The organism is Rossellomorea sp. RS05 (assembly GCF_039822645.1).
Taxonomy (GTDB): Bacteria; Bacillota; Bacilli; order Bacillales; family Bacillaceae_B; genus Rossellomorea; species Rossellomorea marisflavi_B.
Genome location: NZ_JBDKWY010000007.1, coordinates 48,427 through 72,896 on the forward strand (window position 1 = coordinate 48,427; position 24,470 = coordinate 72,896).

The 24,470-nt window shown below is 46.6% G+C and carries 20 protein-coding genes and 2 pseudogenes; 9 read left to right on the forward strand and 13 right to left on the reverse strand.

The annotated features are described in order from the left end of the window. From ABJ225_RS16555 to ABJ225_RS16570, 4 genes and pseudogenes are all read right to left on the reverse strand, one after another. Positions 1–1,176: a ParM/StbA family protein gene (locus ABJ225_RS16555; protein WP_218246720.1), complete on the reverse strand. Its 1,176-nt coding sequence runs from the start codon at positions 1,174–1,176 to the stop codon at positions 1–3. A gap of 300 nt (positions 1,177–1,476) precedes the next feature. After that, complete coding sequence (locus ABJ225_RS16560; protein WP_347321118.1) at positions 1,477–1,917, reverse strand: hypothetical protein; 441 nt, start codon at positions 1,915–1,917, stop codon at positions 1,477–1,479. 412 nt (positions 1,918–2,329) lie between these two features. Then, on the reverse strand, positions 2,330–3,106 hold the full coding sequence (locus ABJ225_RS16565; RefSeq protein ID WP_347321119.1) for a 3-hydroxybutyrate dehydrogenase: 777 nt from the start codon (positions 3,104–3,106) through the stop codon (positions 2,330–2,332). 78 nt (positions 3,107–3,184) lie between these two features. Then, positions 3,185–3,336, reverse strand: a pseudogene (locus ABJ225_RS16570) (GntP family permease); the annotation flags it as partial. Positions 3,337–3,344: 8 nt separating this feature from the next. Here ABJ225_RS16570 and ABJ225_RS16575 point away from each other — a divergent pair. The 3 genes and pseudogenes from ABJ225_RS16575 to ABJ225_RS16585 all read left to right on the forward strand — a co-directional run. Continuing rightward, positions 3,345–3,473 (forward strand): annotated as a pseudogene (locus ABJ225_RS16575) (carboxymuconolactone decarboxylase family protein); the annotation flags it as partial. 83 nt (positions 3,474–3,556) lie between these two features. Beyond that, complete coding sequence (locus ABJ225_RS16580; RefSeq protein WP_347321120.1) at positions 3,557–4,381, forward strand: helix-turn-helix domain-containing protein; 825 nt, start codon at positions 3,557–3,559, stop codon at positions 4,379–4,381. Positions 4,382–4,440: 59 nt separating this feature from the next. Then, complete coding sequence (locus tag ABJ225_RS16585; protein ID WP_347321121.1) at positions 4,441–4,809, forward strand: VOC family protein; 369 nt, start codon at positions 4,441–4,443, stop codon at positions 4,807–4,809. Between the two features lie 58 nt (positions 4,810–4,867). On the opposite strand, the gene essA is transcribed toward ABJ225_RS16585, so the two are convergent. The 6 genes from essA to ABJ225_RS16615 form a co-directional block, all read right to left on the reverse strand. Then, positions 4,868–5,344, reverse strand: coding sequence for a type VII secretion protein EssA (gene essA / locus ABJ225_RS16590; protein ID WP_347321122.1), 477 nt, complete (start codon positions 5,342–5,344; stop codon positions 4,868–4,870). Further along, positions 5,334–8,360 carry a type VII secretion protein EsaA gene (esaA, locus tag ABJ225_RS16595; RefSeq protein ID WP_347321123.1) on the reverse strand — a complete coding sequence of 1,009 codons (3,027 nt, stop codon included), beginning with the start codon at positions 8,358–8,360 and terminating at the stop codon, positions 5,334–5,336. The genes essA and esaA overlap by 11 nt, the downstream gene beginning before the upstream one ends. Next, positions 8,357–12,802: a type VII secretion protein EssC gene (essC, locus tag ABJ225_RS16600; protein ID WP_347321124.1), complete on the reverse strand. Its 4,446-nt coding sequence runs from the start codon at positions 12,800–12,802 to the stop codon at positions 8,357–8,359. Before essC ends, esaA begins: the two co-directional genes overlap by 4 nt. Before the next feature lie 12 nt (positions 12,803–12,814). Further along, positions 12,815–14,137, reverse strand: a complete 1,323-nt coding sequence (essB, locus tag ABJ225_RS16605; protein WP_218246729.1) for a type VII secretion protein EssB — start codon at positions 14,135–14,137, stop codon at positions 12,815–12,817. A 15-nt stretch (positions 14,138–14,152) separates the two neighbouring features. Beyond that, complete coding sequence (yukD, locus tag ABJ225_RS16610) at positions 14,153–14,395, reverse strand: ESX secretion system protein YukD (RefSeq protein ID WP_053429740.1); 243 nt, start codon at positions 14,393–14,395, stop codon at positions 14,153–14,155. 74 nt (positions 14,396–14,469) lie between these two features. Next, positions 14,470–14,763, reverse strand: coding sequence for a WXG100 family type VII secretion target (locus ABJ225_RS16615; RefSeq protein WP_048012098.1), 294 nt, complete (start codon positions 14,761–14,763; stop codon positions 14,470–14,472). 518 nt (positions 14,764–15,281) lie between these two features. On the opposite strand from ABJ225_RS16615, the gene ABJ225_RS16620 reads away from it, so the two are divergent. The 4 genes from ABJ225_RS16620 to ABJ225_RS16635 all read left to right on the forward strand — a co-directional run bounded on the left by ABJ225_RS16620 (position 15,282) and on the right by ABJ225_RS16635 (position 19,777). After that, complete coding sequence (locus ABJ225_RS16620; protein WP_290031793.1) at positions 15,282–15,971, forward strand: response regulator transcription factor; 690 nt, start codon at positions 15,282–15,284, stop codon at positions 15,969–15,971. After that, positions 15,968–16,969 (forward strand): sensor histidine kinase, encoded by a 1,002-nt coding sequence (locus ABJ225_RS16625; protein ID WP_218246731.1) that lies wholly within the window; start codon positions 15,968–15,970, stop codon positions 16,967–16,969. Before ABJ225_RS16620 ends, ABJ225_RS16625 begins: the two co-directional genes overlap by 4 nt. 104 nt (positions 16,970–17,073) lie before the next feature. After that, a complete protein-coding gene (locus ABJ225_RS16630) occupies positions 17,074–17,835 on the forward strand; it encodes an ABC transporter ATP-binding protein (protein WP_218246732.1) in 762 nt (253 codons plus the stop codon). After that, positions 17,825–19,777 (forward strand): ABC transporter permease, encoded by a 1,953-nt coding sequence (locus ABJ225_RS16635; RefSeq protein WP_347321125.1) that lies wholly within the window; start codon positions 17,825–17,827, stop codon positions 19,775–19,777. The genes ABJ225_RS16630 and ABJ225_RS16635 overlap by 11 nt, the downstream gene beginning before the upstream one ends. Before the next feature lie 95 nt (positions 19,778–19,872). On the opposite strand, the gene ABJ225_RS16640 is transcribed toward ABJ225_RS16635, so the two are convergent. From ABJ225_RS16640 to ABJ225_RS16650, 3 genes are all read right to left on the reverse strand, one after another. Beyond that, positions 19,873–20,781 (reverse strand): hypothetical protein, encoded by a 909-nt coding sequence (locus tag ABJ225_RS16640; protein ID WP_347321126.1) that lies wholly within the window; start codon positions 20,779–20,781, stop codon positions 19,873–19,875. An 85-nt stretch (positions 20,782–20,866) separates the two neighbouring features. Further along, positions 20,867–21,160 (reverse strand): hypothetical protein, encoded by a 294-nt coding sequence (locus ABJ225_RS16645; protein WP_347321127.1) that lies wholly within the window; start codon positions 21,158–21,160, stop codon positions 20,867–20,869. A gap of 69 nt (positions 21,161–21,229) precedes the next feature. Further along, on the reverse strand, positions 21,230–21,889 hold the full coding sequence (locus ABJ225_RS16650; protein ID WP_347321128.1) for a hypothetical protein: 660 nt from the start codon (positions 21,887–21,889) through the stop codon (positions 21,230–21,232). A gap of 572 nt (positions 21,890–22,461) precedes the next feature. Here ABJ225_RS16650 and ABJ225_RS16655 point away from each other — a divergent pair. Both ABJ225_RS16655 and ABJ225_RS16660 read left to right on the forward strand, forming a co-directional pair. Next, positions 22,462–22,968, forward strand: a complete 507-nt coding sequence (locus ABJ225_RS16655; RefSeq protein WP_347321129.1) for a PH domain-containing protein — start codon at positions 22,462–22,464, stop codon at positions 22,966–22,968. Then, positions 22,965–24,407, forward strand: a complete 1,443-nt coding sequence (locus ABJ225_RS16660; protein WP_347321130.1) for a PH domain-containing protein — start codon at positions 22,965–22,967, stop codon at positions 24,405–24,407. The genes ABJ225_RS16655 and ABJ225_RS16660 overlap by 4 nt, the downstream gene beginning before the upstream one ends. Positions 24,408–24,470: the final 63 nt, after the last annotated feature.

Genomic DNA, 24,470 nt, shown 5'->3' on the forward strand with positions numbered 1-24,470 from the left:
CTATTTTGATTTCGCCAGTTTTTGTTCTTCTTTCACTTTATCGGCTTTTTCACTCTTTCTTACATAGTCAGAGATGAGCTTGTAGTAGGCATGGACCATCATCCAGATACTCTCTTTTTCATCCTCGAAAAAGTCGATGTTATAGCCATCAAGATTGTTGTTCAACGTCTTGATATATTCCTTCAGGACACTTGAACCGCCCCCGATGAAATAGCATATTTCGGTTTGAGAATTCTTTTGCCACATATTTCTGAGATGGCGATATTGCTTTTTGGCCAGTTCAAGCATGATGCGATCCACTATATCGTGGACACTTGTCCTGCTTCCCTTCACCATAATGTGATTGCGGTCGCTTTTCTTCGTTATGATTTCTACGACGTCGCGTCTGCTGTCAAGCTCCACGCCGTGACGGGAACGGATTTCTTCCCTGATCAATTCGAGTGACTCAGAGACCCCTAGATTAAATCCTTGGGCTTTGTCATCGTCGACTTTACGGTCTTTAATGACGGCGATATCAGTCGAGAGACCTCCGATATCCTGAATCAGGATGCGCTTATCGATCAGTTCTTTATTAATGATGTTCCCGTTGTTATCCATTACCAAATTAATGAACGCCGCGAAACCTTCCGGATAGACCTTCACTTCATCAAAGCGTATATTGACCTTCACACCCTGATATTGAGGTGTCACAAGGAATTCTACCTGATGGACAGACCCAAGAAGTTTTGAACGGTATCCAACATCCTTCCCTTCCTTTACTTCACGAAGCGGAAGTCCGGTACCAAGGGTATAATTTGCTTCAATTACTTTATTATTCTTTTTAAATCCATCGTGTCCAGCTGCATCCAATGCAAGGGAAGCGAAGAGCATGACGAGCGTTTGATCTTCTTCCGATTTGCTGCTTCCTGGATCGAGTTCTGTAGAGTTCGTGCTTTTTGTTGCAAGATTTCCTACACGATAGATTGCATTGTTATCTTTGAGAGTAGGGGAGTGGACACGGATATGTATACCGTCTAGTGGACTTTGAGCGTCCAGCTCTTCAATCCCGATGATGGGACGATCTTCAATATCCCTTGCAATGACATTAGGGATGTTTACTTCTGCTTCCAATTTTCCGAATACACCTTTAAGAGAGTCGTTACCTACATCAATAGCGGCAATACGAGTCGTTGTCATACTAGCCATCCTTTCCCGAGTAAGAATTTGTAAAATTAGAACTCTTACTTTCAGAGTAATGGATAGAAAGAGCGCGGTCAATCCTACTTTCTATCTTTAATTTTGGAAGAAGCATCCTGTACTTGTTTACAATTTTGTCTCGTTGTATACGTTTTTTGTACACATGCTTTCAAATCAAATTGTGTACTTCTTTGTATACTTGTATACATTTTTGAATACAACCGTGTACATTTTTGTAAACATGTAAACTTTTTTGTTTACATGTGATCTAAGGGTGTTTTTTTCATTAAAATGGAAGGGTTATCCGTTCTTGTTTTTACCGAAAATCAATTTCCATTCCCCATGATCTTCGGTTAAAGAGACCCCCCTCCACCCTGCTTTTAGCAGATCCTGTTGTTCCTTGAATTTCTTCATGGATACTTCCTTAAAAGGAAGAAGAATTTCAAACTCCTCCTTGAGATTCTTGAAGAAGATGTATCGCCAATTGCCTCCGTATTTTTGTTTAAGGTCGCCAATGGCCAGTCCCTGATTAAATTTATCTTTTAAACTTGGAATATTATATAGGGCAACGGTACAGCAGACATACTTAAATTCATCCGTCCGGCTCTTCAGTTCTTCCATGATCAGTTGGCCTAGGAGTTTCTTCAATCCATTGCCGCGTACATTCTCAGATACAAGAGAGATCTCCTGATACACTACTTTTGGCCATTCCGAACGTGGAATCCCCACATCATTGCCCAAGTGATCTTCATCGATGGCAGAAAATATGACCGCTCTTGCTCCAACGAGCTCACCTTCGACTTAGACCCCAAAAATCAACCCGTTTCCAGCCAGAATATGGTCGAACTCCTCTTCAGAGAGAGGCTGAAGTATGGCAGGTTCCTTCAGTGCAGTTCGGACAGATTCCTGTAAGGAGAGCAGTTCCCCACTCCCCTCCCCTGGTATCACATTTACTAGAAAGGGAATATGCGATGTTTTTAACGTCCCTGAGTATACAATCCTCAATTTAATTCCTCCCATTTTTCACAACCTCACACCAGTGTAGTAAAGATTCAGTATGGTGAATAGTCGACCTAGAAAATCATCTACATCAAGTCAACAAAAAAAGCCCGCCGAAAAGGGTGCAAACCTTTTACGACGGCCTTCTTTTGAATTATTGAGCTGTATATCCACCATCGATGACAACGGCTTGGCCTGTTACACTTTTTGCTTGATCGCTAGATAGGAACATAGCGTAATCAGCGATTTCTTTTACATCCAACAACCGTTTTTGTGGAACGAGAGGATAGATGACTTCTTCAAGGACTTTTTCTACTGGTACATTTCTAGAGTTTGCAATATCCTTCATTTGTCCACGAACGAGGGGTGTGTCCACATATCCCGGACAGATCGAATTGACGGTTACACCATCAGCTGCGGATTCAAGAGCCGCTACTTTCGTAAGCCCGATGACACCGTGTTTGGCACTATTATAGGCTGCTTTACCTGCAAATCCGATCAATCCATTGATGGAAGAGATATTGAGGATGCGTCCGAACTTCTGCTCTTTCATGATGGGAAGAACGTGTTTAATAGCGACAAATGGCGCTGTCAGCATGATTTTGATCATCAACTCGAATTTCTCTGTCGGGAATTCTTCAATTGGGGATACGTGTTGAAGACCGGCATTGTTGATGAGAACGTCGATGCGACAATATTCTTTATGCGCTGCCTGGATCATATTCTTAATGTCTTCTTCACTGGTGACATCTGCTTTCAAACCGAGAGCTTCATATCCAAGATCTTTCAATTCATGCGCTGAAGCTTTGACACAATCTTCGTTGAGGTCGGTCAATACGACTTTACTTCCATTTTCGGCGAAGGTTTTACCAATCTCGTATCCAATTCCACTTGCTGATCCTGTGATGACTACTACTTTGTCGTTTACCATGATTCAAACACTCCTTATAGGTTAGATATCTGTTTTCTTTTACCCATTTTTCCTTTTGGCCAATACTTACAGTCTGTTCTAAATGATGATGGCAACGATGACGGCGATTGTAGGAATGACACCCCTACGATGAATCCGTCTTTATAGGTTTCCTTATGCGTGACCCCAGTGACTGCCAGAAGCGTCAGGAGTGCACCATTATGAGGAAGGATGAATGCTCGGGAAGCAATTTAAGGCATCCGGACTGACGGCAAAGGAAATTGTAGAAGCCATCATCCATTTGATTCCATACACAGGCTTCCCCCGCGTCCTGAATGCCCTGGAAGTGGACAAGAAGGTCTTCACCATGCGAAAAGAAGAAAAATAATACCGCGTAGCGTCCTATGAAGGGGCGCATTTTTCATTCTTTGGAGCAATCATTATTGTATAATGATGGAAGAGGTGAGGATCATGAATCGAAACTATGTACTTCATGCGTGGGGGAAGGATTTTCATTGGGAAGGAACGGGACAGATGTCCATTAAAACCTTCCGAGGAGGACGGGCTCTCTATGAAGCGAACGGCGGCTTCTACAGCGTAGAAGGAAACCGATATCTTCTCGTGAATGAGGGCGAATATTCCCTACATATCGAGGAAAAGGAGCCTGTTGAATCCTTCTGCCTCTTCTTCCGATCAGGCTTTACTTCAGAAGTGTCTCGGAGCCTGGAAGCCTCACAGGACCAATTGCTCACAGATCCTTTCAAACCGGTCGGAGGTGATGGATTTTTTGAAAAGACCTATCGTCTCGGGCCTCATTTTGAGAAGATGCTTAAGCTGATGAAGCATACCCATCGCGAAAGAGAACTTGAAGAGTCTTTTTATCCCGTCATGGAAGCCATCCTGGCCGATCAAACCACTATTCCTCAAGAGCTGGAACGATTATCTTCTTTAAAGCGGTCGACCCGTGAAGAACTATTCAAAAGGCTCATCCTGGCCAACGAATACATACGTGCCTACTGCCAAACAGCCATTACCCTAGAGGACATTTCAAGGATTGCCTGCCTCTCTGCCAATCACTTGCTGAGAACCTACAGGCAATTGTTCGGAGTCACGCCAAAACAGCACCTGTTATTGTACCGAATGGAAAGTGCCAAACGCCTTCTGAAAGAATCCTCTACATCCTACACGGAGATGGCATATGATCTCGGGTTTACAAATTCGGCATCCTTCAGCCGTTCTTTTAGGCAGCATACGGGATTATCACCCAGGCAATATTTTAAAAAAGGTGATTTTTGATAAGAACCGGGTGCAAAAATCAATTACGATGTGAGAAACACATGAAAGGTGGACATATCATGATCAATTCAGTCGGACAAGTCGGGATACCCGTCAAAAATATCGAGAGAGCGACAGCCTTTTACCAGGGAACCCTGGGGCTCCCGCTTCTCTTCCATACGAATACAATGGCCTTCCTGCAATCAGGCGACGTTAGGATCCTCCTCACCTTGCCGGAGAAGCAGGAATACGACCATCCTAGCTCCGTTGTTTATTTCAATGTGGAGAGTACACGTACAGCTTATTTGGAGTTAAGGAATAAAGGTGTGGAAGTCTCCGGGGAACCACATGTGGTGTCCAAGATGGATGGTGTTGAAACGTGGATGTGTTTTTTCAGGGATTCTGAAGGGAATACACATGCTTTTATGAGTGAAGAAAGAGCTGAATAGCACGAAAAAGTGAAAAAGCCGGGAATCGTGGTTCGATTCCCGGCTTTTTCATATTCGACTACGCTTTTTTCACGTTCTGACCTGTACGTGCCCAGGCGATCATCACCACAATGAGGAGCACGATACAAATCCCTGCAAAAATGATGATGAGAAGAGAAAGAGAGGATGAATTCTCACCCTGCTCTTCCAACGAGCCCAATTTGGCCGTTTCAGTTTCACTGAAGAGCTTGAGATTATCGGCTTTTGCCTTGATGGTATTCGTATCTTTTTCCGTCCCCTGAAAGAGGGCTTCCAATCTTTCTTCCGATGTATCACTCCCGGTGCCATCAAAGGTCAATCCCTTTTGCTCTTCAGGAATATTGCTTCGTTCGTTGTTATACAGATTCCTTTCATGGATCAGGTCTGTATTTTTCCGGAACTTATTGTCCTGATAATCATTCGGGACGAGGTCTTCGATATCCGTATTGGCCTGTACCGGAGCCCCCATAATGAAGAGGCTCGCGAGAATGGCCACCAGAAGGATTTTAACCTTCATAGGCTTCATTACCCTTGGCGTCCCCTCCATGGCCCTTATTGCGCCCCAGGAGCACTTGTAGAACGACAAGCGCTGCCAGGATGAGGCCCATGATGAGAGCGGCCTGTCCGAACTTGGAATCCGTGCCGTATTGAATCGATAGATACACCGTCGACATCGGATCTTTAAAGCTGAAGTTCGGCGTTGAAAGAGCGAGAAGCGGCGTGACAAACAGAGCAACGATCGCGACTGAGATGAACCAGCCCAAGAGGCGATGAGTGACAAAGCCCATCCGGACAAGTCCTGAACCTGTTAGCAGGAGCAGGATGGTGAAGACCGTCCACTCCACTTCGCGCGATTCTCCGAGGGAATAGATATCAAGTCCGTAAAGACTGATCAGGAATCCTACAATCAAATTCAGCAGGAGGAACAGCACTCCCTGGAGCCAGAGCGGTACACGCTGGAAGTAATAGCTTGTATAGCCGATCATAAGGCTCGAGATCAGGATGATGAACAGGATGACGACCGGAGGAATCACGCTGTCCTTCTTCTCCTGAGGAACATCTCCGCTCACCTTCAATGGATTAGTCAGGAAGTCATATACGTATCCATTGGATTGTCCGTCCACAAATGCATTTCCAAGGATGCTGAATACATCATCCCGCACCATTTGTGTCGATGCGACATTCGTCGCCCACTTATTGTTCAGCGTATCGGCATCATTTTGCACGTTGGCGACATTGGATTGCAGATCCGTCGTATAGGATACAATCGTACTTTGATTATCCTGCACATTCGTCAGGAACGAATGGATCATCTTGACTTCACTCACAACCTGCTGCTGATTTCCAACAACTTCCGTGCCTGATGCCCCATTATTCGGAGCCGGAGCGGTTTGGTCAGGCTGTTGGATGCGCTGAAGCACTTTCCCGGCATCCTGGCTGATGGCGTTCAGGTTTTCTGTGAGTTGTTTTTGGTTATTATTGAGCGTTTCATTATACTCTGCCATGAAGACGGTGAAGGAGTCCTGAAGTGTATTGAGTCCATCCTGGGTTGTAAGAAGCCTATTCGTATTCATGTCTTCCCACATGGCTTTTTCTCCATCCGTTACAGAAAGGATCCCCATGACTTCTTTTCGTACATCTTCATCATCCAGTACGGTCTTCTTCACTCCATTTTCCTTGAGCATCCCATTCAATACAGCTTCATACTGATCCAAGTACGCATAGTATTTGATCAAGTCCATGAGCTTATAATTATTGATGTCCCTTGCGAAATAGCCGCCAAGATCTTCTTTTCGCTTGGAGGAAAGTGCCGGTGACTGAAGAATGGATGCTTCCTTGGCATCAATCTCTCCGACGATATTCATGATGTTGTCCGAGAACATTTCCAGTTGCTTCGTCAGAATGTCATTGTTCTCGTTCAGTTCTTCGATATGCTTTTTCAACGCTTCTTTATCTGCTAGCAGTCCGGTCACCCTTGCTTCGAGCTCTTTGATACGCTCACCGAGACCGCTGTTCTGATTTGTTAGAGCCTCTACTTCCTTAAGAAGTTTATCCACTTCTTTCTGAAGGGGATTTTCTGTGTTCGTGTTCTTTTGGTCGAGGCTTGACTTCACGCCGGCCAGGCGCTCACTGAGTGACGTCAGATTTTTTACCGTTTCGGTCAACTGTTCAGGAGTAGGTAATTCCTCCCCGGTAAGTATTCCTTGAATGGCTGTCATCCCTGCGGAAATCTCATTAAGCTCTACAATCTCCGGATTCAAGTCAGGCGGTAAAGGTGCAGAATCTCCCGGTTTACCCGGTCCATCTCCTTCCTCTGGGGTTTCACCGTTGTCTTCACCAGGTGCATCAGGGTTTCCTGGATTGCCCGGGTTTTCATTCTCACCCTCGGATTCCTCTGGCATTTCTGGCTTTACTGGTGGATCAAAGATTACTCCGTCCCCGGAGGAAATTTTATTGTTCCATTCCTGGATCGTACCCTGCAGATTATCCAATTTCCTTGTATCCTGCAGTTGCTGGTAATAATCCAATACTCGGTTCTGGAAGCTGTAGAAGTCTTGTACTTGGCGGTCGACCTCTGCCATTCGATTCTCCTTCAGCGCAGCAAACGCATTCTGATTGTCTTTCATTTTGGCATTCAGCTGCTCCATGCCGTTATCGATTTGGCTGCCCTGCTGTCCGAACAGCTCTTTTTGCTTCATATACATCGGCTGGGCGTTTTGAGTGGATTCGTCGATCATTTGTACCGACTGGGATTGCACCTCGGCAAGGAGCTGCTTTTGATTATCCTGGTATTCCCGGTATTGGTCGACATACTCAACGAATTGAGTCAGCCTATTCTGGAATGACTCAAGGGTATTTTCCTGTTCAGGCACACGGCTGTCTGCCTGCTTGATGGACTCCTGGAGGCCGAGAAGCATGTTTTGTTGCTGTTCGATCTGGCCGGCAAGATCCTTAGACGACGGCTTGTAGAAAGCGAGCATCGTTTGCTGGAACGTTTGCTCCTTTTCAAGGATTTGATCGAATTCATCCCTGACGTTCTCCATATCCGCAGACACGTAGTTCCAGTATAGGGTGGACATTTTGTTGTTCACTTTTTTACTGGCCGTTTCGATTTCACGGAGAACCTTTTCTTTATTCACTGAGTTCAGTTGGGTTTGCACTTTGAAGTTCAGGTTTGTTTTGACCGGGCGTTCTTCATCATAGGTCATGATCTTTTCGGAAAAGTCGGAGGGGATGTAGACCACTGCATCGTACTTCGATGTTTCGAGGCCGTTCTCCCCCGCACTCCTTCCGACGACCGTCCATTCGTAGGAAGAATCATCACCGAGTAATGATGTGACGTCACCCCCGAACTGCAGGGATTCCCCCTCCACTTCCGTACCCGCATCTTCATTGACGATGGCAATCGATTGGGTGGCATTCTTCTCTACCTTCAGGGGGTTATCACCGACAGAACGAAAGAAGAGTAACGGTGTGGCCAGGATCATTAAAATGGCTACCAAAAGTTTGACCATGCTTACTTTCTGTGTCATGCGAGTACTTTCCTTTCTGTTACCATGAGTGGTATTTGTAATTTGATTTCCTTACTGTTTTCGACATAATAGCCGAAGCCCGGTTGTATCTCGGGTTCCTTACGGTCGTAGCTGAGCGTATAAAGGGTCTGCTCGGACTTCTTCATCAGTACGATGGCCTGCCTGATCTGCTTCAACTCGGTCGTGAGTGCGTCATACCCTTTGGACAGCTCGTTATTGCTGCCGCTCATGATGATATAAAAGCCCAGGTGGGAGTAGTTCTTCATGCATTTGACGATGCGATCCTGCAGCTTGGTATCCACATTCTGAAGGAATCTTCCATACCCATCCGCCATGAGATAGATTGGCGGGAATTGAGGAAGGGAGTTTCCGTCGGTGATGGACTGGTTGTATTGTTCTTCCCTTGCAGCGAAGATCTCTTCGGCTTTTGTCAGCCAAATATCGATATGCTCGCGGTTTTCCATATAAACCACCTTGTCCTCTTTCATCATGTGGATAAGACCCCTGTCGATGGAATCGAAAATAGCCAGATGTTCCGTATCCTGTTGAAGGATCGTATTGGCCATCACCTTCAAGACGTTCGTCTTCCCTTTTTGGGCTTGTCCAAGGACGAGGCAGTGTTTGGTCTTCTGGAAATTGACGTAGACCGGCTTGACCGTCTCTTCGTTCAAGCCGACAGGCAACAGTCCTTGCCGCTGGGTTTGGTCTGTATACTGTGTGAAATTGACCATGGTCAGCTCTGTCGGAAGCATCGGAACCGGATCTGGAAGGGTCATACCGGAATATTTCTCCCGGAGGAACTGTACGTCTTCTTTTAATCGGTTCAATTGCTCATAGTCGTCCTTCCCTTCTGAAGGGAGGAAGATCTGGGAGAAGAAGGCCGTGTCCTTTTTGACGATGGCACGGCCCGGAATGGCTTCCGGTTCGAAGTCGACGCGCCCTACCAGGGTCTGGGTTTCCGTTTGGTCCATCAGATAGTGAGCAATCTTCGTCTTCAGGTTATTCATCAGTGATTGACGGACGGAGTTCACCCGGGTCGCTGTAAGAAGCATATAAACCCCGAGGGATTGCCCGTCCCTGGCCAGCTGATTCATCTGTATTTCAAAGTCCATCATTTCATCTTTGACGATGTCATAATTATCAATGGTCACGAAGAGGAGGGGTAGCTTCTCTTCGCTGACCGTGTTGTACATCTTGATGGAGCTTACCTCTTTTTGCTGGAATAAGCGTTTTCGGTGGGCCATTTCTTCATCCAGGATCGACACGAACTTTTCAATCTTCCTCTCTTGATCGATAAGGAAGTAATCGGCCGTGTGCGGAAGCTGTTTCAATGGAAGAAGGCCCCCATTGCCGAAGTCGAGGAGATAATAATGAACCTCTTCCGGGGTCAGGCTCCTGGCCATCCCCATGAGGAGCGTGATGGCCGTTTGCGTCTTCCCGTAGCCGGATGATCCGAAGATGCCAACATTGCCGTCCTCGACCACTGTATACCAGTAAGGCGATTGACTTTGTTTCTCCGGTTCATCGATCGTTGCCAGGAACACTTGGTTTTCTTTTGGCGAAGTCCCCCTTGGCAGGTACAATCGATCAGCCAATGGCGGGAGCCAAGGGCTCTGGAGTTTCTCGATTTTCATCGTGGCCTGCATTTCTTCGATGCGATCCACGACGGCATCGATCTCTGTTTGGACATCTTTTTGACCGCCCGGGCTTGATGATACCTCGGAGAGTGGAATCAGACCAAGGTCGGTCACGATGGCCACTTCATCTTCCGCTTCAAAGGAATCCTCCTGGTACGGGGCGCCGCTCCATGCCGATTGGAATAAATCGTACACTTCATTGTTTCCGACTTGGAGATAACCACGGCCTGTCACGGTAATGGCAGCCGCATCGGAATTTTTAAGGATTTCCCGACTATCTTCCGAGTTCTGCACTTTCAGTGCCACCCTGAACCGGGCATTACTCCAGATCTGGTTATCGATGACGCCGCCAGGTTTTTGAGTCGCCAGGATCAAGTGGACACCAAGGCTCCGCCCGATACGGGCAGCGGAGACCAGCTCTTTGATGAAGTCAGGTTCTTCGCTTTTCAACTCTGCAAACTCATCGGAAATGAGGAAGAGATGCGGAAGTGGCACTTCGGTTTTCCCTTGCTTATATAAACGGGTGTAATCATTGATATGGTTGACTTCATAGCGGTCGAACAGGCGCTGGCGCCGCTTCAGCTCGCTTTTGATGGAAGCAAGGGCCCGGTTACTGAAGTTCTTGCTTCCTTCGATATTGGTGATGGTCCCCAACAAATGCGGGATATCCTTGAACGGTTGCGCCATTCCTCCCCCCTTATAGTCGATGAGGAGGAAGGCTACTTCGTGAGGGTGGAAATGGACCGCCAGTGAAAGGATATAGGTTTGCAGGAACTCACTTTTCCCTGAACCCGTAGTCCCTGCAAGGAGTCCGTGGGGACCATGGGCTTTTTCGTGAAGATTCAACTCCACAAGGTCTTCCTTTCCTTTCAGTCCCACCGGTACGGCGAGTGACTTGGCCGATTCCCTTGTCAGCCAGTTTTCCTTGATCGGAAGTTGCTGAACATCGTTCGTTCCGAGCATACTCAGGAACGATACACTGGTCGGGATTGAATTGGTCATCCCGATCTGATGGTTCAGCGTCCTTAGCATGCGGGCATAACGCTCATTGCCTTCCCGGTCGTAAGCATCCAATCGGAACGGGATCTTGACCGCTTTCTTCTTTTGAATCAGGATATCACCCTGCTGATCATTGATGTACCGGACAAGGGTATGGATATTTTCCGACAGGCTCTCCTTTGCTTCCGCCGCGAAAATGACGGACATCCCGAGATGGGCATATTCCCCTTCAAGATACTGAAGGATCACATGGTCGGAAATCAGCTGATGGTTCGTGACGATGAACACATAGTTGGGTGAATAAATCACCTTTTCCTTGGCGTCATCATCTATATCCCGCTCCCTCAGCACTTCATAGATGGAAGACAGGATCTGATCACGGGTCTTTTCGTTATAAATGAATCCTTTTGCATAGGATTGCGGGAGTTGGAAGTGGGGAAGATACTTCATCCATTCCCACTCGTTATATTCTTCTTCGTCAAAAATGAACACGAAGCGAAGATCGTGATAGCTATGGAAAAACGCAAGTTGACCAACCATCTGATGAATTTCGTTCTTGTAGACAGCTTCCTTTCCGATCAAGCCGATTGCCCCAAGACTGAGTTCCGCTTTGACCGGTAGGTGGTCGATTTCACTGTAGACATCTTTCATTTTCTGAGATTGCTCCAAGAGATCATCCATTTCCCTGTTGGCCATATCGCTTGAGCTCAATGAAATGGTATAACTTGCAGGAACCTTCCCTGTACCAAGGCGGAATTCAAGGAAATCCGGGCTGTCCAGGGTCCTTTCCCACAAACGGTCCGAGAGCTCTTCCGTCAGATACTTGATCCGTTCATATGACGGATAATGGAATCGGAGCACATCGGTCTGCTTCTCAGCGAGATCCTGAAGCTCCTGCCGTTTGTTTTTCAAATAGCTCGTGTATACGCGCTCCCGCTTTTCTTTTGCCTTTTTCCTAGTTGATTTATCCTTGAAGAACTGAACGGTGGACGTAATCAATGTCGTGGTGAACATGACAAGCGAGATGATGATGAAGATCCCCCTGGGAATGACAAGGGCAATGAAGCCCATCACAACAAGCATGACAAGGGGCGGCAGGATGATGATCCACAAGCTTCGGCCCGAGTCATCGGATTCCTGACTCGGGAACGACAGCTGTACTTTTTCTTCCGGGAGGTCATAGACCATCCGTGGTGTACGACGATAATTTGGATACTTCTTCTTCATCTCGGACAGTGGACGCCGGGACTCGGGCAAATGAATCTCCATCTCCCCTACTCCGTGGATAGAAATGAGATCATCCTCCAACAGGGTGATGGTCACATAGGGGGTGAAAATCATATCTCCCGTGCGTATCTCCGTTTTTTTTCTAATCCGCTCCCCGTTCAAATAATACGATCCGGAGTCTGGATGCAGTATCCATCGTCCGTTCTCACCCCTGTACCATTCTCCCTCGTGATGAGGGATTGAGATATGTGCACCCTTTCGGGAACCTAAGAACATCTCTTCCAAATGACCTATGAAGTACACATTGTCTTCTTCCGTGAGCGGGGCTATGAGAATGGAAAGTTTCTCACTACCAGCTTGGCACGTCCATTCCTTTCCGGGCTTGATATCCTCTTCCAGATCTCCTTTGATCCGGAACGATGAGCCGAGCTTTTCAATAGACAGCGTTTCCCACTCGGCCGGGAGTGAAGACAGGGTCACAGAATCTGTGAGATTGCGCCCGATCGTTACCGTTTCCCTGTCCGTATTGATTCTGTAATATTGATACTGTTCTTTATATAAAATCCACAGGGCATACATTCAATCACCCACTCAGTCTGTTTTTTTATCATCTTTCTTCTGCTGATCTTTTTTCTGGTCTTCTTTTTTCTGATTATCCGCTTTAGGTGCCTCTTTTTCTTGCTGTCCGGCATCCTGTTCTTCCTGAGGAGCAGCCTCAGCTTCCTTCGCCTGCTCTTCTTCAGCCGCTTTTTCTTCCTCAAGCTTCTTCATTTCTTCCTCATACTCATTGATTTCACTTTCAATATCGTTCAGCTTTTGTTGTCTTTCTTCACTATCCAGTTCGCTATCGGATTTTACCTGTTCACGATACTTAAGCAGGCCAAACAGGATCAAATCCCTATCTTCGAGGAAACGGGCTGTATCAAGGGCTTCCTTCGCCTTTCCGCGCCCTATGTTGATCCAGTACTCGTAGTACATGGGATCGGACTGGAGGGAGATCGTATTCCTGACATTCTCCTTCTGATCCTCTGACAGGGATTCATTCACAATATAGGAGAGGGCCAGCTGGTACTGGGCCACCTTTGGAATATCATCAATCTCATAAGGCTCCAATTCCGTGACAACATCACTGTACTTGTTCAGTAAGAAATTTTCCTGAGCGGAAACAATGCTCTCCTGCTTCGGGTTGATGAAGAAGAATGAATAGATTGAATAGATGATGGCTGGAACCAATAGTATGGATACACCCAGCAGGATATAACGGTTGGTCTTCCACTTCTTTTTACTGATGGACATGTAGGAAGCAGCCACTTCCTTCGCATCCAGGATACTCTTATTCAGCACGTCTTCCAGTTCTTCGAAGGTGGCGGTTTCCATGATGGCCCGTGTCACTTCGGAAAGTTTGATCGTTTCACTGAATTTGATATAGTCATCGAATGATAGTTTCGGCTCTGAGATGAAGGCAGCCATTGCCTTCGTTTCCTTGAACAGGGTGTCTCCGTCCTTTTCATATGGAGGCAGGCTTTCTTTTACTCCGTAATGCAGGAAGTGAGGGCTCAATCCCTGGTCGAAAACAATATTCCCCGGGCTTACTACTAAATGAATCCTTGAGAGTCGGTGCTGCTGCACCCTATGGACAAGTTGGAGTGCCGTTATCAGCCTTTCCTTCTCACCGATATTCAGCTTGTCAGAGGCAATATATGAGGCAGGGATGGTGTGGGAAATGCTAAGTTCATCATTTTCCATCCTGATTTCTTTTTGAATGGTCGGATCCAGGTCTTTAAGAAACATGATTTCTCTGACATGATCCAGTTTGATTTTTTCATTTTGAAACACGAACGTGATGACGTCGTCAGTCCGGTTCACAACAATATCAAGCTTTTCTTCTAGGTACGTCCGTTTCGTTTCGGCCATGGTCATTGATCTCCTTTATAAAATTTCAACCCGGTCACCCGAGAGAATCCCGGCTTCATTCAGGCGGGCGTTTCCTGAAATGACCAGGTCCTTATTGGAAATCCTGATCCAGTACCCTTCCCTTGGTTCCGAGGTGAGCTTTTGGGACTGCCATACGAGGTCGATGAGCTTCTTGACCGTATGGTAATTGGAGAGACGAAGGTCAAGGACCTTCCCCTTCTGATATCGATTGAGATCGACGGTGATTTCTATGTACATCGTTCATTCACCTCATAAAGAAGGAGCGCCTCAACACGTTAAGCGCTCCTTGATTGAAATGTCGTCGGAAATGATTATCCACGAATTTGGCTGGCGATTTGATTGTCTGCATCTTCTATGGCTCTTGCAGTATTTCTGAGTTGCAGTGAGATATCTCCTAGCAATTCCTGCATTTCAACGAAGGACGGGCGAAGTCGCTCATATTGATCACTGAAGGCACGGCTTGATTCACCTTCCCACATTGATTCAAGTTCACGGATCATTCCATCAAGATCGCCGATTTGGCTTTCTAGTTTACCTTTTTCGTTTGAATAACGGCCTGACATACCATCCAATTCTGCTGGGGTTACGCGAATTCTTCCTGACATGTAATTTCCTCTCCCTTATAACGTTTTTAGTTGGTAATCATCTATATAAAGTCTGAATACCCATAACAAAGAATAGATTCCTTTTACTGACAACTTCATCTAACATAGTATTACAATCTTACATAAAAACACAGATTTTACTCAGAAAAGGAAACTTTATAACTATTAAAATCTCTGTTTCCTTAGGAATAATGTAATGTCATGCTTTGTCGATTAGGTCTTTCAGACCCGTCGAAACGACAGATATCGACAGACACCGGTTTGGACGTCGGGAAATGATGCCACACTCAGCCCCTAACGGTTACAAGTACTTACTATATATCCTGATATTTACTTTTATAAACCGCAATTTTCAGAAATTGTTAAACTTTTTGGTTCAAAGGATGGGGGACCAAATTCTTCACAGGCTTTTCACTCCTTTCCATACTCTAGGATTCCTATATAAAATGGCTGATATATCTGGTAAAACCTTTCATTATTCGGTAAAATTTTTAAAAAACAGTATTGTGGTGGTTTAATTGTTTACATTGCTTTTGATCGAAGATGATACAAGTTTATTCAATGAGATCCGTGACCGATTGACTCAATGGTCGTATGAAGTCCACGGTGTGAAGGATTTCAGTCTGGTGATGGAGGAATTCGCAGCGGTTCAGCCGGACTTGGTGATCATTGATATCCAGCTGCCGAAGTTCGATGGTTTCCACTGGTGCCGGATGATCCGTTCCCACTCCAATGTACCGATCCTCTTCCTGTCTTCACGGGACCATCCGATGGATATGGTGATGTCGATGCAGCTAGGGGCCGATGACTTCATCCAGAAGCCTTTCCACTTTGATGTACTGGTGGCAAAGGTGCAGGCAACGCTCAGGAGGGTCTACAACTATAATGCCGAGGTGGTCAATCTGAAGACCTGGTGCGGGGCAAAGGTCGATTATGAGCGGAATACCGTGGACAACGATGAAGGGGAAATCGAGCTGACGAAAAATGAAATGTTCATCCTGAAGCTCCTGATCGAGCATAAAAACCGGATCGTCACCCGGGATGAGCTGATCAACAAGCTGTGGGACGATAAGCGATTCATCAGTGACAATACCCTGACGGTGAATGTGAACCGCCTGCGGAAACGCCTGGATGAGATCGGCCTGGGGCAAAACATCCTGACAAAGGTGGGGCAGGGATATATGGCCGTGGAAGGAGAGCTTTCATGATCAGGGCATTCCTGTGGGAGAGGAAAAGCTGGATCCTCATGTTCATCTTCCTCCAGTTTTTCTATCTCGGGATCGCCTTTCTCGATGCAGACATACCGGTAGCCTCCGTTCTCTATGTTTCCTTCCTGTCCTCTCTTTTCTTCCTCGGGTTCCTTTTCTTCCGCTATCAGAGGGAGACCCGTTTTTATAAGGGATTGGAGGAATGGAGCCGGAATTTCACGATCAGCGGGGTCCCGGAACCGGACTCTCCTTTTGAGCATATCCTCTACACCATCCTCACTGAGCAGGGTCAAAGCCTGAAAGAGGCCGCGTCGGAAAACAGGAGGCGTCTCGATCAGGAAAAGGATGACCTTCTCGCCTGGATCCATGAGGTCAAGACGCCTCTTACAGCGATGCATCTCATCATGGAACGCATGGAGAACGATGCTCTCAAGGCCCCTTTGAAATATGAGTGGTTGAGGATTCATCTGCTGCTTGACCAGCAACTCCATCAGAAGCGCATGGATATCATGGAGAATGACCTTTATATTGAGAAGATTGATGTAGAAGACCTCCTCTATCAAGAAATTAAGACGTTGCAGTCTTGGTGCATACAGAAAGGGATCGGTTTCGATATCGACCTTGCCTCCACCGAAGTGCTAAGCGACTCCAAATGGCTTTCGTTCGTATTCAGGCAACTCCTCACCAACGCCGTCAAATACAGTGAAGCAACAGACATCGAGATCACTGGCACTGCCGGCGATCAAATGTCCTTGTCTATCAGGGACAAGGGCAGAGGAATTGAGCCTCAAGATCTGCCTCGGATCTTCGATAAAGGGTTCACATCGACGGTCCACCATAACCATTCTGCCTCCACCGGCATGGGGCTCTACTTGACGAAGGTCATCACCGATTCCCTCCTGATCAAAATTGAAGTCGACTCCACTCCAGGTGAAGGATCGACCTTTACCCTGATCTTCCCGGATCGCAATGAGATTCACCATGTGATGGGCATGTGACAACATTGTCACATGCTTTTCTATTTTGTTCGCTGAATGAAAGGAAACGGAACTCCATGCTTCCTATAATGAAATTATCAACCAACGCAAAGGAGTTTTGACTAATGAGCATACTGGAAGCCGTCAAATTGCATAAAAGCTATGGGAACAAATTCAATAAACAAGAGGTTTTGAAGGGGATCGATCTCACGATTGAAAAAGGTGAGTTCGTCAGCATAATGGGGGCATCGGGTTCAGGTAAGACGACACTGTTGAACGTACTGTCCTCCATCGATAACGTAACAGAAGGATCCATTAAGATCGAAGGCAACGAAATGACCCGTATGAAAGAGAAGCAGCTGGCCGAGTTCCGCAAGAATCATTTGGGCTTCATCTTCCAGGACTATAACCTTCTCGATACCTTGACCGTAAAGGAAAACATCATGCTTCCCCTCTCCATCACCAAGACACCAAGAAAGGTGGCCGATCAAAAATTCTCTGCTCTCGCCTCACAGCTTGGGATCAACGAATTAAAGAACAAGTATCCGAATCAGATTTCAGGCGGGCAAAAACAGCGCACGTCGGCCGCACGGGCCTTCATCCATGACCCGAGCATCATCTTCGCCGATGAACCGACAGGAGCCCTGGATTCCAAATCGGCATCCGATCTTTTGAACAAGCTGAGCGACCTGAACGAAAAGCTGAAGTCAACCATCGTAATGGTCACCCACGATCCAGTGGCGGCAAGCTACTGCAGCCGGGTGATTTTCATCAAAGACGGGCAGATCTATACCCAGTTGAATAAGGGCCTCCAGGAGCGACAAGCCTTCTTCCAGGATATCATGAAGACCCAGGGCCTCCTGAGCGGGGTACAGCATGAACGTTAATTCGCTGATCCTGAAGAATCTGAAGAAGAACATCAAGAACTACTATCTCTATGTATTTGCCCTTGTATTCGGTGTCGCCCTGTATTTTGCCTTCGTGACGCTGCAGTTCGACCCGGCACTCGATCAAACAAAGGGGGACGTGAAGGGCGCAGCCGCCATCAAGGTTTCATCCTATCTTCTGGTGATCATCGTGGCAGTCTTTCTGCTTTATGCGAATACCATTTTCATCAAGAGAAGGAGCAAGGAAATCGGGCTGTTCCAGCTCATCGGGATGACTAAGAACCGGATCTTCAAGCTGTTGACCGTAGAAAACGCCATCCTTTACTTCGGTTCGATGGTGATCGGGATCTTTGCCGGATTCTCCTTCTCAAAGTTGATCCTGATGGTCCTTTTCAAGGTGACCGGGGTGTCTTCAACTGCAGAGCTCCGCTTCTCCGGAGACGCACTTCTCCAGACGATCATTGTATTCATCGGCATCTATCTTCTCATAATGATGATGAATGCCTTCTTTATCAAAAAACAATCGATCCTGGCCTTATTCAACGTGAAGTCATCAACGGAGAATTCAATGAAGGGCATGTCGATTTGGGAAGTCTTCATGGGGCTTTGTGGAATCGGACTTATAGCGGCGGGTTACTATGTATCTACCAGGCTCTTCGGAGGCGACTTCACCTCCATGACCGAATTATTCATGGCCATGGCGTTCATCCTTGGGTCTGTCATCATTGGAACCTATTTCTTTTATAAAGGGTCTGTCAGCTTCATCTTTAACGTGATCAGGAAACAGCAAGGAGGCTACCTCAGCATCAATCAGGTGCTGTCCCTCTCATCGATCATGTTCCGTATGAAGTCCAACTCCCTGCTCCTTACCGTCATCACCACGGTATCGGCCCTTGCCATCGGTCTCTTATCGCTGACGTATATCTCGTATTATTCAGCCGATAAAACCGCGATCAGCCAGACGCCGAACCACTTTGCCCTTCAAGATGAAAACAAACTGAAGATCTTTGAGGAGGCGCTGAAGCAGAAAGAAATTCCGTACGATGTCACGAAGATCGAGGTCATCCAGGTAAACGCTGATTTGTCTGCCATCATGAAGCAGAAAGAAAACGAAGGGTTCCAGATGGATACCCGTAATACCCAGATGGCTGTGATCAGCGATAAGGACGTGAAGGGAGTGAATCTCTCTCCTGGCGAAACGATCCTGACGGGCTACAGTGATATGCTCAGCCGCTTTATTCCTATGAAGGATTCGGGCACGATCCTCTATAAAGGGAAGCAGACAAAGGTCCAAGAGGACTACCTGAGCATGGAGGATGATTTCTATGTTTCCTGGAAGTTCACAGGGGGAGGTTTCCCCATTGGAATCGTTGATGATACGGTATTCACCCAGCTAAAAAACGATCTGGATCATTCCATTCAAAAGGAAACCAGTCTATATCTAGGGTTGGATGTGAAAGAAACGTCCCAGTTGAAAGATGCCAATAAGCTATTCAATCAAACGTTTAATCAGGAAACCACCCAGTCCATCTCTCAACTCAACAGCAAAGAACAACAACGGTCCAACATGGGGATCGCCATGTTCTGTGTTGCGTTCCTTGGACTTGCCTTCCTTGTCACATCAGGCTGTATCCTCTACTTTAAGCAGATGGATGAAAGCGAAGATGAGAAACCAAATTACACGATCCTGCGCAAGCTTGGCTATACCCGTGGAGATCTTCTCCGAGGGATTCAATTCAAACAGCTGTTCAATTTTGGAATCCCCCTCATGATCGGGCTCCTTCACAGCTACTTTGCCGTCAAGTCGGGCTGGTTCTTCTTCGGGAATGACTTTTGGGCTCCGACCTTGATCGTCATGGGTGTGTATGCCGTTCTTTATTCCATGTTTGGCATCCTGTCCGTCCTCTATTACCAGAAAGTCATCAGGGACTCCCTGTCATGAAACAAATTAAAAACCCGAAAACATTTGCCGTATCGCATGCAAATGTTTTCGGGTTTTACTATGACTAAAACAGGTTGTCCCTGCCTCTTTCTCGTTTATATATAGAACAATCTTCGGGGTCTAAGACAGGCAGGATACCCCAGGAAAAATCCATAAAAAATCACCATGACTGCGATTTCTAGCCAGCCATCCGCTTCCCATACCTGCATATTCATACATAGGATGGCCACCACTACAAGCAGCGGTATCTGCCCCTTCAATTGGAACATCATCCCGCGCTTAATCGAGAACTTTTTCACTTCCGCTGTATGCGGTGATAGGACTTCTTTTGCCTGAAGGACCAGCCGCTCCACATACTCTGCAACCCCGATCTTCTTCAATCCCAGGAAGAAAGAGTCCTCTACCGTCTCAGGGTCAAGAAGCCATACGTACCCTTCCCCTGCAATAAATGCTTCCTCCCGGTAAGAAGTCAGCCTATCCGGAAAGATGGTTGTCATCACATTCGGGGCCCCGTATCCTTTTTCCTTGAACTCTCTCACGGTTTTTCGTTCTTCTTCAGAAACCCCTTCTTCTTCCAAAAGCTCATTCCATTCATCTTCTTCGAATGAATCCTCATAGATCAGCCACTTCTGGATTTTCACTTCCTCCACCTGCACAGCTTCCCGTTCCTCCTGCAGGGCAAAGAAATCCTTGAACAGCTCCTCCATACCCTCATGGTAAGGTTGGAACCAGAAGGTGTATTGATCACCTTCAACCCATTCCACAAGTGCCTCTTTCCCCGATGAAGCATGAAGAGCCATGCCCCTCCGTTCTTCCGCATGATAAAAGATAGACATGCTGCTTTTTCCGATACATGATATGACCCGATCAGAAAAATCACTTCCTAATGCCGGAGGGAGCTCGTTCAATCCGTATTGCTTTTTTACATTTTTCCATTGTCGCCCGTATCCTCCTTCTTTCAATAACGATGCAAAGTCTGATGCACTGAGCGTCAGCTTTTTCATCTCATCCCCTCCTTCACCCTTCAAATACGAATGATACCAACATACTGAGTATGAACAACACCAATGCATATAAGATGCCCAATGCTTAATTGACGACAAACGGAAGCCGACAGAGCACGAGCTGGACGTGGTGATTCAGGATCATGCCCGGCCATAGGACAAATTTCAGGACTGTTTGAAAAAAGGTATCTTTATAGTCATGAATCCGATATTCATAGAAAGCGATCACCACGAGTTGATTATAAACAGACCACAGAGCACATAGCCCGTTAATGAAAAAGAAGACCGGAAGATAAGAGCTTGGAAAAGGCAGCCCTAACTGATAAGGAAAAAAGGACATGAGACAAACAGCCACCATCATCGCAATCGCTCGTTTCATCATTGTCACCTCGTCATCCAAAGAGCAAAAAAGCCCCTTCCGCCTGGGGAAGGGGCTTCTGCGTCACAATCAGTTAGAAAACTGTTGATTGTCAGGTTGGTAATCCACATCATATTTTTTTGCCAAATCGCTCATGGCCATATGATATTCCTGTGCTGCCAGAAGGTATTCCTGCGCCTTCGCATTGGAATCTTCAATCAAGGAAACGTCCTGCTTTTCGATCCCTTCTTTCTGGAGCATGAGGGCCTCATGGTAAGTGGCCACAATATCTTTCAATTTAGCCGTCATAGGCTCAAGTTCATCAAACGGGCTTTCAATGTTTTCAGCCGTGTCCACTGCTTTTTCATAAGTCGGGATAACCTCTTTGGTCAAGACTTCGTACATATCTTCATCGTTTGTATAGTTCTCTCCTGATACACCTTGAAGAGCTACAACAGCCTCGGTTTCATAATCGGCAATTTTCCGTACATCATCGTTGATATACGTAATGAGGGCTTCCTGTTTCTCAGCATCGGAGAGGTCTTTTTTCGGCTCTTCTTTCTTTGCTGTATCCTCTTTATCGGTTTCTTCCTTGCTTTCGTCTTTAGTAGCTTCTTCTTTTTTGCTGTCTTCCTTCTTCTCTGTTTGAGTGCTTTCTTTTTTCTCCGACTTTTCGTCAGAAGACGTGCTCTGGCTGCAGCCCATCACGATGAATGATAAAGCCACGAGCATGATGATTAATTTTTTCACGCTGATCCATCCTCTCAAGATTGTTTTGGTTATTTAAGAAATCAATGGCTTCTTCCGCTTCATCCATGAACGCGAGACAGCAATCAATTAATTAAAGATTCGCTTCTGCCAATTTCCCCTTTGGCCAGGGTGCTTTGGCGTCATCATGGCTTATCCCTGGATCATCAGGGACACAACCACTAAAAATTCCAATCTTTTCAACTATAGCATGATTGGTAAAATACTGTTATGATAGCATTTGTTTATTTTTGGATGTCTTCCACCTAGGTTATTAGTCTCAAAAATTCCGTTGATTGGAAGGAGATTACCTTCCACTGTTTCTTACACCGGGCATGCTTGATAAGAATGCAAGGCTTTCTGACTACATCCTTACATTTACTTTATTTCGTAATGAAACTGATTCTTTTTTATCAGTGGGCCGATGCTTGAGCATTTAGTCTTCAATAGTTTGAACTACATGTTAAATATCACTTCTAAAGGAAAGTTAAACCTTTTATGTGAAATATTATTATGGGATGAACCTGAAACCATTCATTCCATCTATCCGTATAACAGGAGAGGTGAAAGACGGAATGTACATACATATTGAAGAACCAACCGAAACGATATCAAAAGATGCCGTCCAGATGTGGCGGCTGACCAATACCATCGGGCATGCTATTGCACTGATCATCATTGCAGTGCTACTGTACTGCACGGATTATTTCCACTGGTATGGATGGGTGAGTCCTGTCCTGTACATTTTGGGAGGACTCCTGATCCTATCCGCCCTGTACTCCATTCTCCTGGAACCAGTTTTCGTCCAGCGCCATTGGCGCTACCGGATCGATGAAGAGTTCATCCAGCTCAAGAACGGGAAGTGGAATACGAAGCATGTGGTCATTCCCATGGAGAAAGTCGAATATGTACGAACGGAGCAGGGACCTTTCTTACGCAAATATGGGCTGTACGATTTAGAGGTGGGGACCACCACATCAAATCATACGATCCCTGCCATCCCGCAGGCTGAAGCAGAGCGGCTGAAGGCCGTCATCGCCACCTACGCGAAAGTCCGGGATGAGGAGGAGGAAGCCATATGAGCGGTTTCCAGCGGTTCCACCCTGCCTTTCTTGTTGTGGAGCTTGTGTCTTTTGTAAAGGGCGTGTTCTTCATCTACTTCTTCTTATTCGTCCTGAAAGCCCAATCCACTTCTGGGTGGGTAGTATGGGGAAGATACATCCTCATTGCCTGGTCGGTCTTGGCCATCGTGAATATCTTCTTAAAATGGAGATTTCACGGCTACGAAGTGACCGAGAGGACGATTGTTCTTCATGAAGGGGTATGGGTGAAAACAAAGAGGACAGCAGGACTGGACCGCGTTCATAACCAGACCTCCAACACGACATTTGTCCACAAATGGTTCGGTCTCACATCGTTGAAACTTGAGACCGGGACTTCCGGTGATCACGGGGAGATAGAGTTTCCCGTAATCACCCAAGAAGAAAAAGAACGGATCCTTTCCCTGATCGGATTGCAGCAGCGCGAGACCGGACGCGAGGAAGGGGATGAAATCTTTGAGGCTGAAGCCGTGCGCACAGTGCGCTTCCAGTCAAAGAAAAAAGACCTGATACGGGCCTCCTTTACATCCTTGAGCTTTCTTGCGATCTTCCCGCTCCTAAGTGCCGCTTATTCGAACCTTGCCGTGTTCTTCAATCTAGAAGACGGGGCGGAAGGAGCTTGGGATTACCTGGTCCTCCACTGGTGGATGCTGATCATTCTTTTTGTCATTGCCCTTCTCATTTCATCGGTCATCGGCTATGTCAGGGTCTATTTGAAATACGGGAAGTTCACGATTAGCGACGATCATGACAAGATCTACATCGAAAAAGGAGTGGCAAACGTGACCCACTTCTCTATCCCGAAGCGGAACGTACAGGCCGTCGTGGTAGAACAATCGCTCCTGAAGCGTCTTCTGGGGCTGGCATCGGTGAAGCTGATCAGCGCCGGATCATCTGAGCTTGAAAGCGAGGAAACAAGTTCACTCTATCCATTCCTCCCGAAGCATGAAGCTTATCGGATCATCCAGGACATGCTTCCCCACTATGAGATCCAAGAACAAATGGGTCGCTTTCCACGACAGGTCCTTTGGGCTAAGCTTCTCAGGCCCTATTATGTGACCGTCCTGTCCATTGCAGGCTTCCTCATTTTCAAACCGGCCTTCCTATGGATATCGGCCATACTCTTTATATTGGCTGTCATTCTGAGGGTATTCGACTACGCCTTTACCAGCTACATCCGTCACGGGGACCTGATCCAGATCCGGAGCGGCGCCCTCACAACAGAAACCTTTGTAACCCATAAACGGAGGATCCAACAGGCAACCGTCACCCACTCATGGCTACAGCGCCGATTCGGGATTGCCACTCTTTCCTTCACCAACAGGGCCGATCCCACCCACGTCAGCGAGCTTTACGGGGTGTCCAGGGAAGAAGCCGGTGAATTCTATGATTGGTACAAACAAAAATCCGCATCGTCTTAAAAAGACGGGCGGATTTATTTTTTGAAGACGAATAAGATTGAGAATAATTATCAATACTAAAAA

What these genes read in the sequence shown, in the direction of transcription:
- ABJ225_RS16555 (WP_218246720.1), bottom strand. Translation starts at nt 1,176, where the DNA reads ATGACAACGACTCGTATTGCCGCTATTGATGTAGGTAACGACTCTCTT.
- ABJ225_RS16565 (WP_347321119.1), bottom strand. Translation starts at nt 3,106, where the DNA reads ATGGTAAACGACAAAGTAGTAGTCATCACAGGATCAGCAAGTGGAATT.
- ABJ225_RS16580 (WP_347321120.1), top strand. Translation starts at nt 3,557, where the DNA reads ATGAATCGAAACTATGTACTTCATGCGTGGGGGAAGGATTTTCATTGG.
- ABJ225_RS16585 (WP_347321121.1), top strand. Translation starts at nt 4,441, where the DNA reads ATGATCAATTCAGTCGGACAAGTCGGGATACCCGTCAAAAATATCGAG.
- essA (WP_347321122.1), bottom strand. Translation starts at nt 5,344, where the DNA reads ATGAAGGTTAAAATCCTTCTGGTGGCCATTCTCGCGAGCCTCTTCATT.
- esaA (WP_347321123.1), bottom strand. Translation starts at nt 8,360, where the DNA reads ATGACACAGAAAGTAAGCATGGTCAAACTTTTGGTAGCCATTTTAATG.
- essC (WP_347321124.1), bottom strand. Translation starts at nt 12,802, where the DNA reads ATGTATGCCCTGTGGATTTTATATAAAGAACAGTATCAATATTACAGA.
- essB (WP_218246729.1), bottom strand. Translation starts at nt 14,137, where the DNA reads ATGGCCGAAACGAAACGGACGTACCTAGAAGAAAAGCTTGATATTGTT.
- yukD (WP_053429740.1), bottom strand. Translation starts at nt 14,395, where the DNA reads ATGTACATAGAAATCACCGTCGATCTCAATCGATATCAGAAGGGGAAG.
- ABJ225_RS16615 (WP_048012098.1), bottom strand. Translation starts at nt 14,763, where the DNA reads ATGTCAGGAAGAATTCGCGTAACCCCAGCAGAATTGGATGGTATGTCA.
- ABJ225_RS16625 (WP_218246731.1), top strand. Translation starts at nt 15,968, where the DNA reads ATGATCAGGGCATTCCTGTGGGAGAGGAAAAGCTGGATCCTCATGTTC.
- ABJ225_RS16630 (WP_218246732.1), top strand. Translation starts at nt 17,074, where the DNA reads ATGAGCATACTGGAAGCCGTCAAATTGCATAAAAGCTATGGGAACAAA.
- ABJ225_RS16635 (WP_347321125.1), top strand. Translation starts at nt 17,825, where the DNA reads ATGAACGTTAATTCGCTGATCCTGAAGAATCTGAAGAAGAACATCAAG.
- ABJ225_RS16640 (WP_347321126.1), bottom strand. Translation starts at nt 20,781, where the DNA reads ATGAAAAAGCTGACGCTCAGTGCATCAGACTTTGCATCGTTATTGAAA.
- ABJ225_RS16645 (WP_347321127.1), bottom strand. Translation starts at nt 21,160, where the DNA reads ATGAAACGAGCGATTGCGATGATGGTGGCTGTTTGTCTCATGTCCTTT.
- ABJ225_RS16655 (WP_347321129.1), top strand. Translation starts at nt 22,462, where the DNA reads ATGTACATACATATTGAAGAACCAACCGAAACGATATCAAAAGATGCC.
- ABJ225_RS16660 (WP_347321130.1), top strand. Translation starts at nt 22,965, where the DNA reads ATGAGCGGTTTCCAGCGGTTCCACCCTGCCTTTCTTGTTGTGGAGCTT.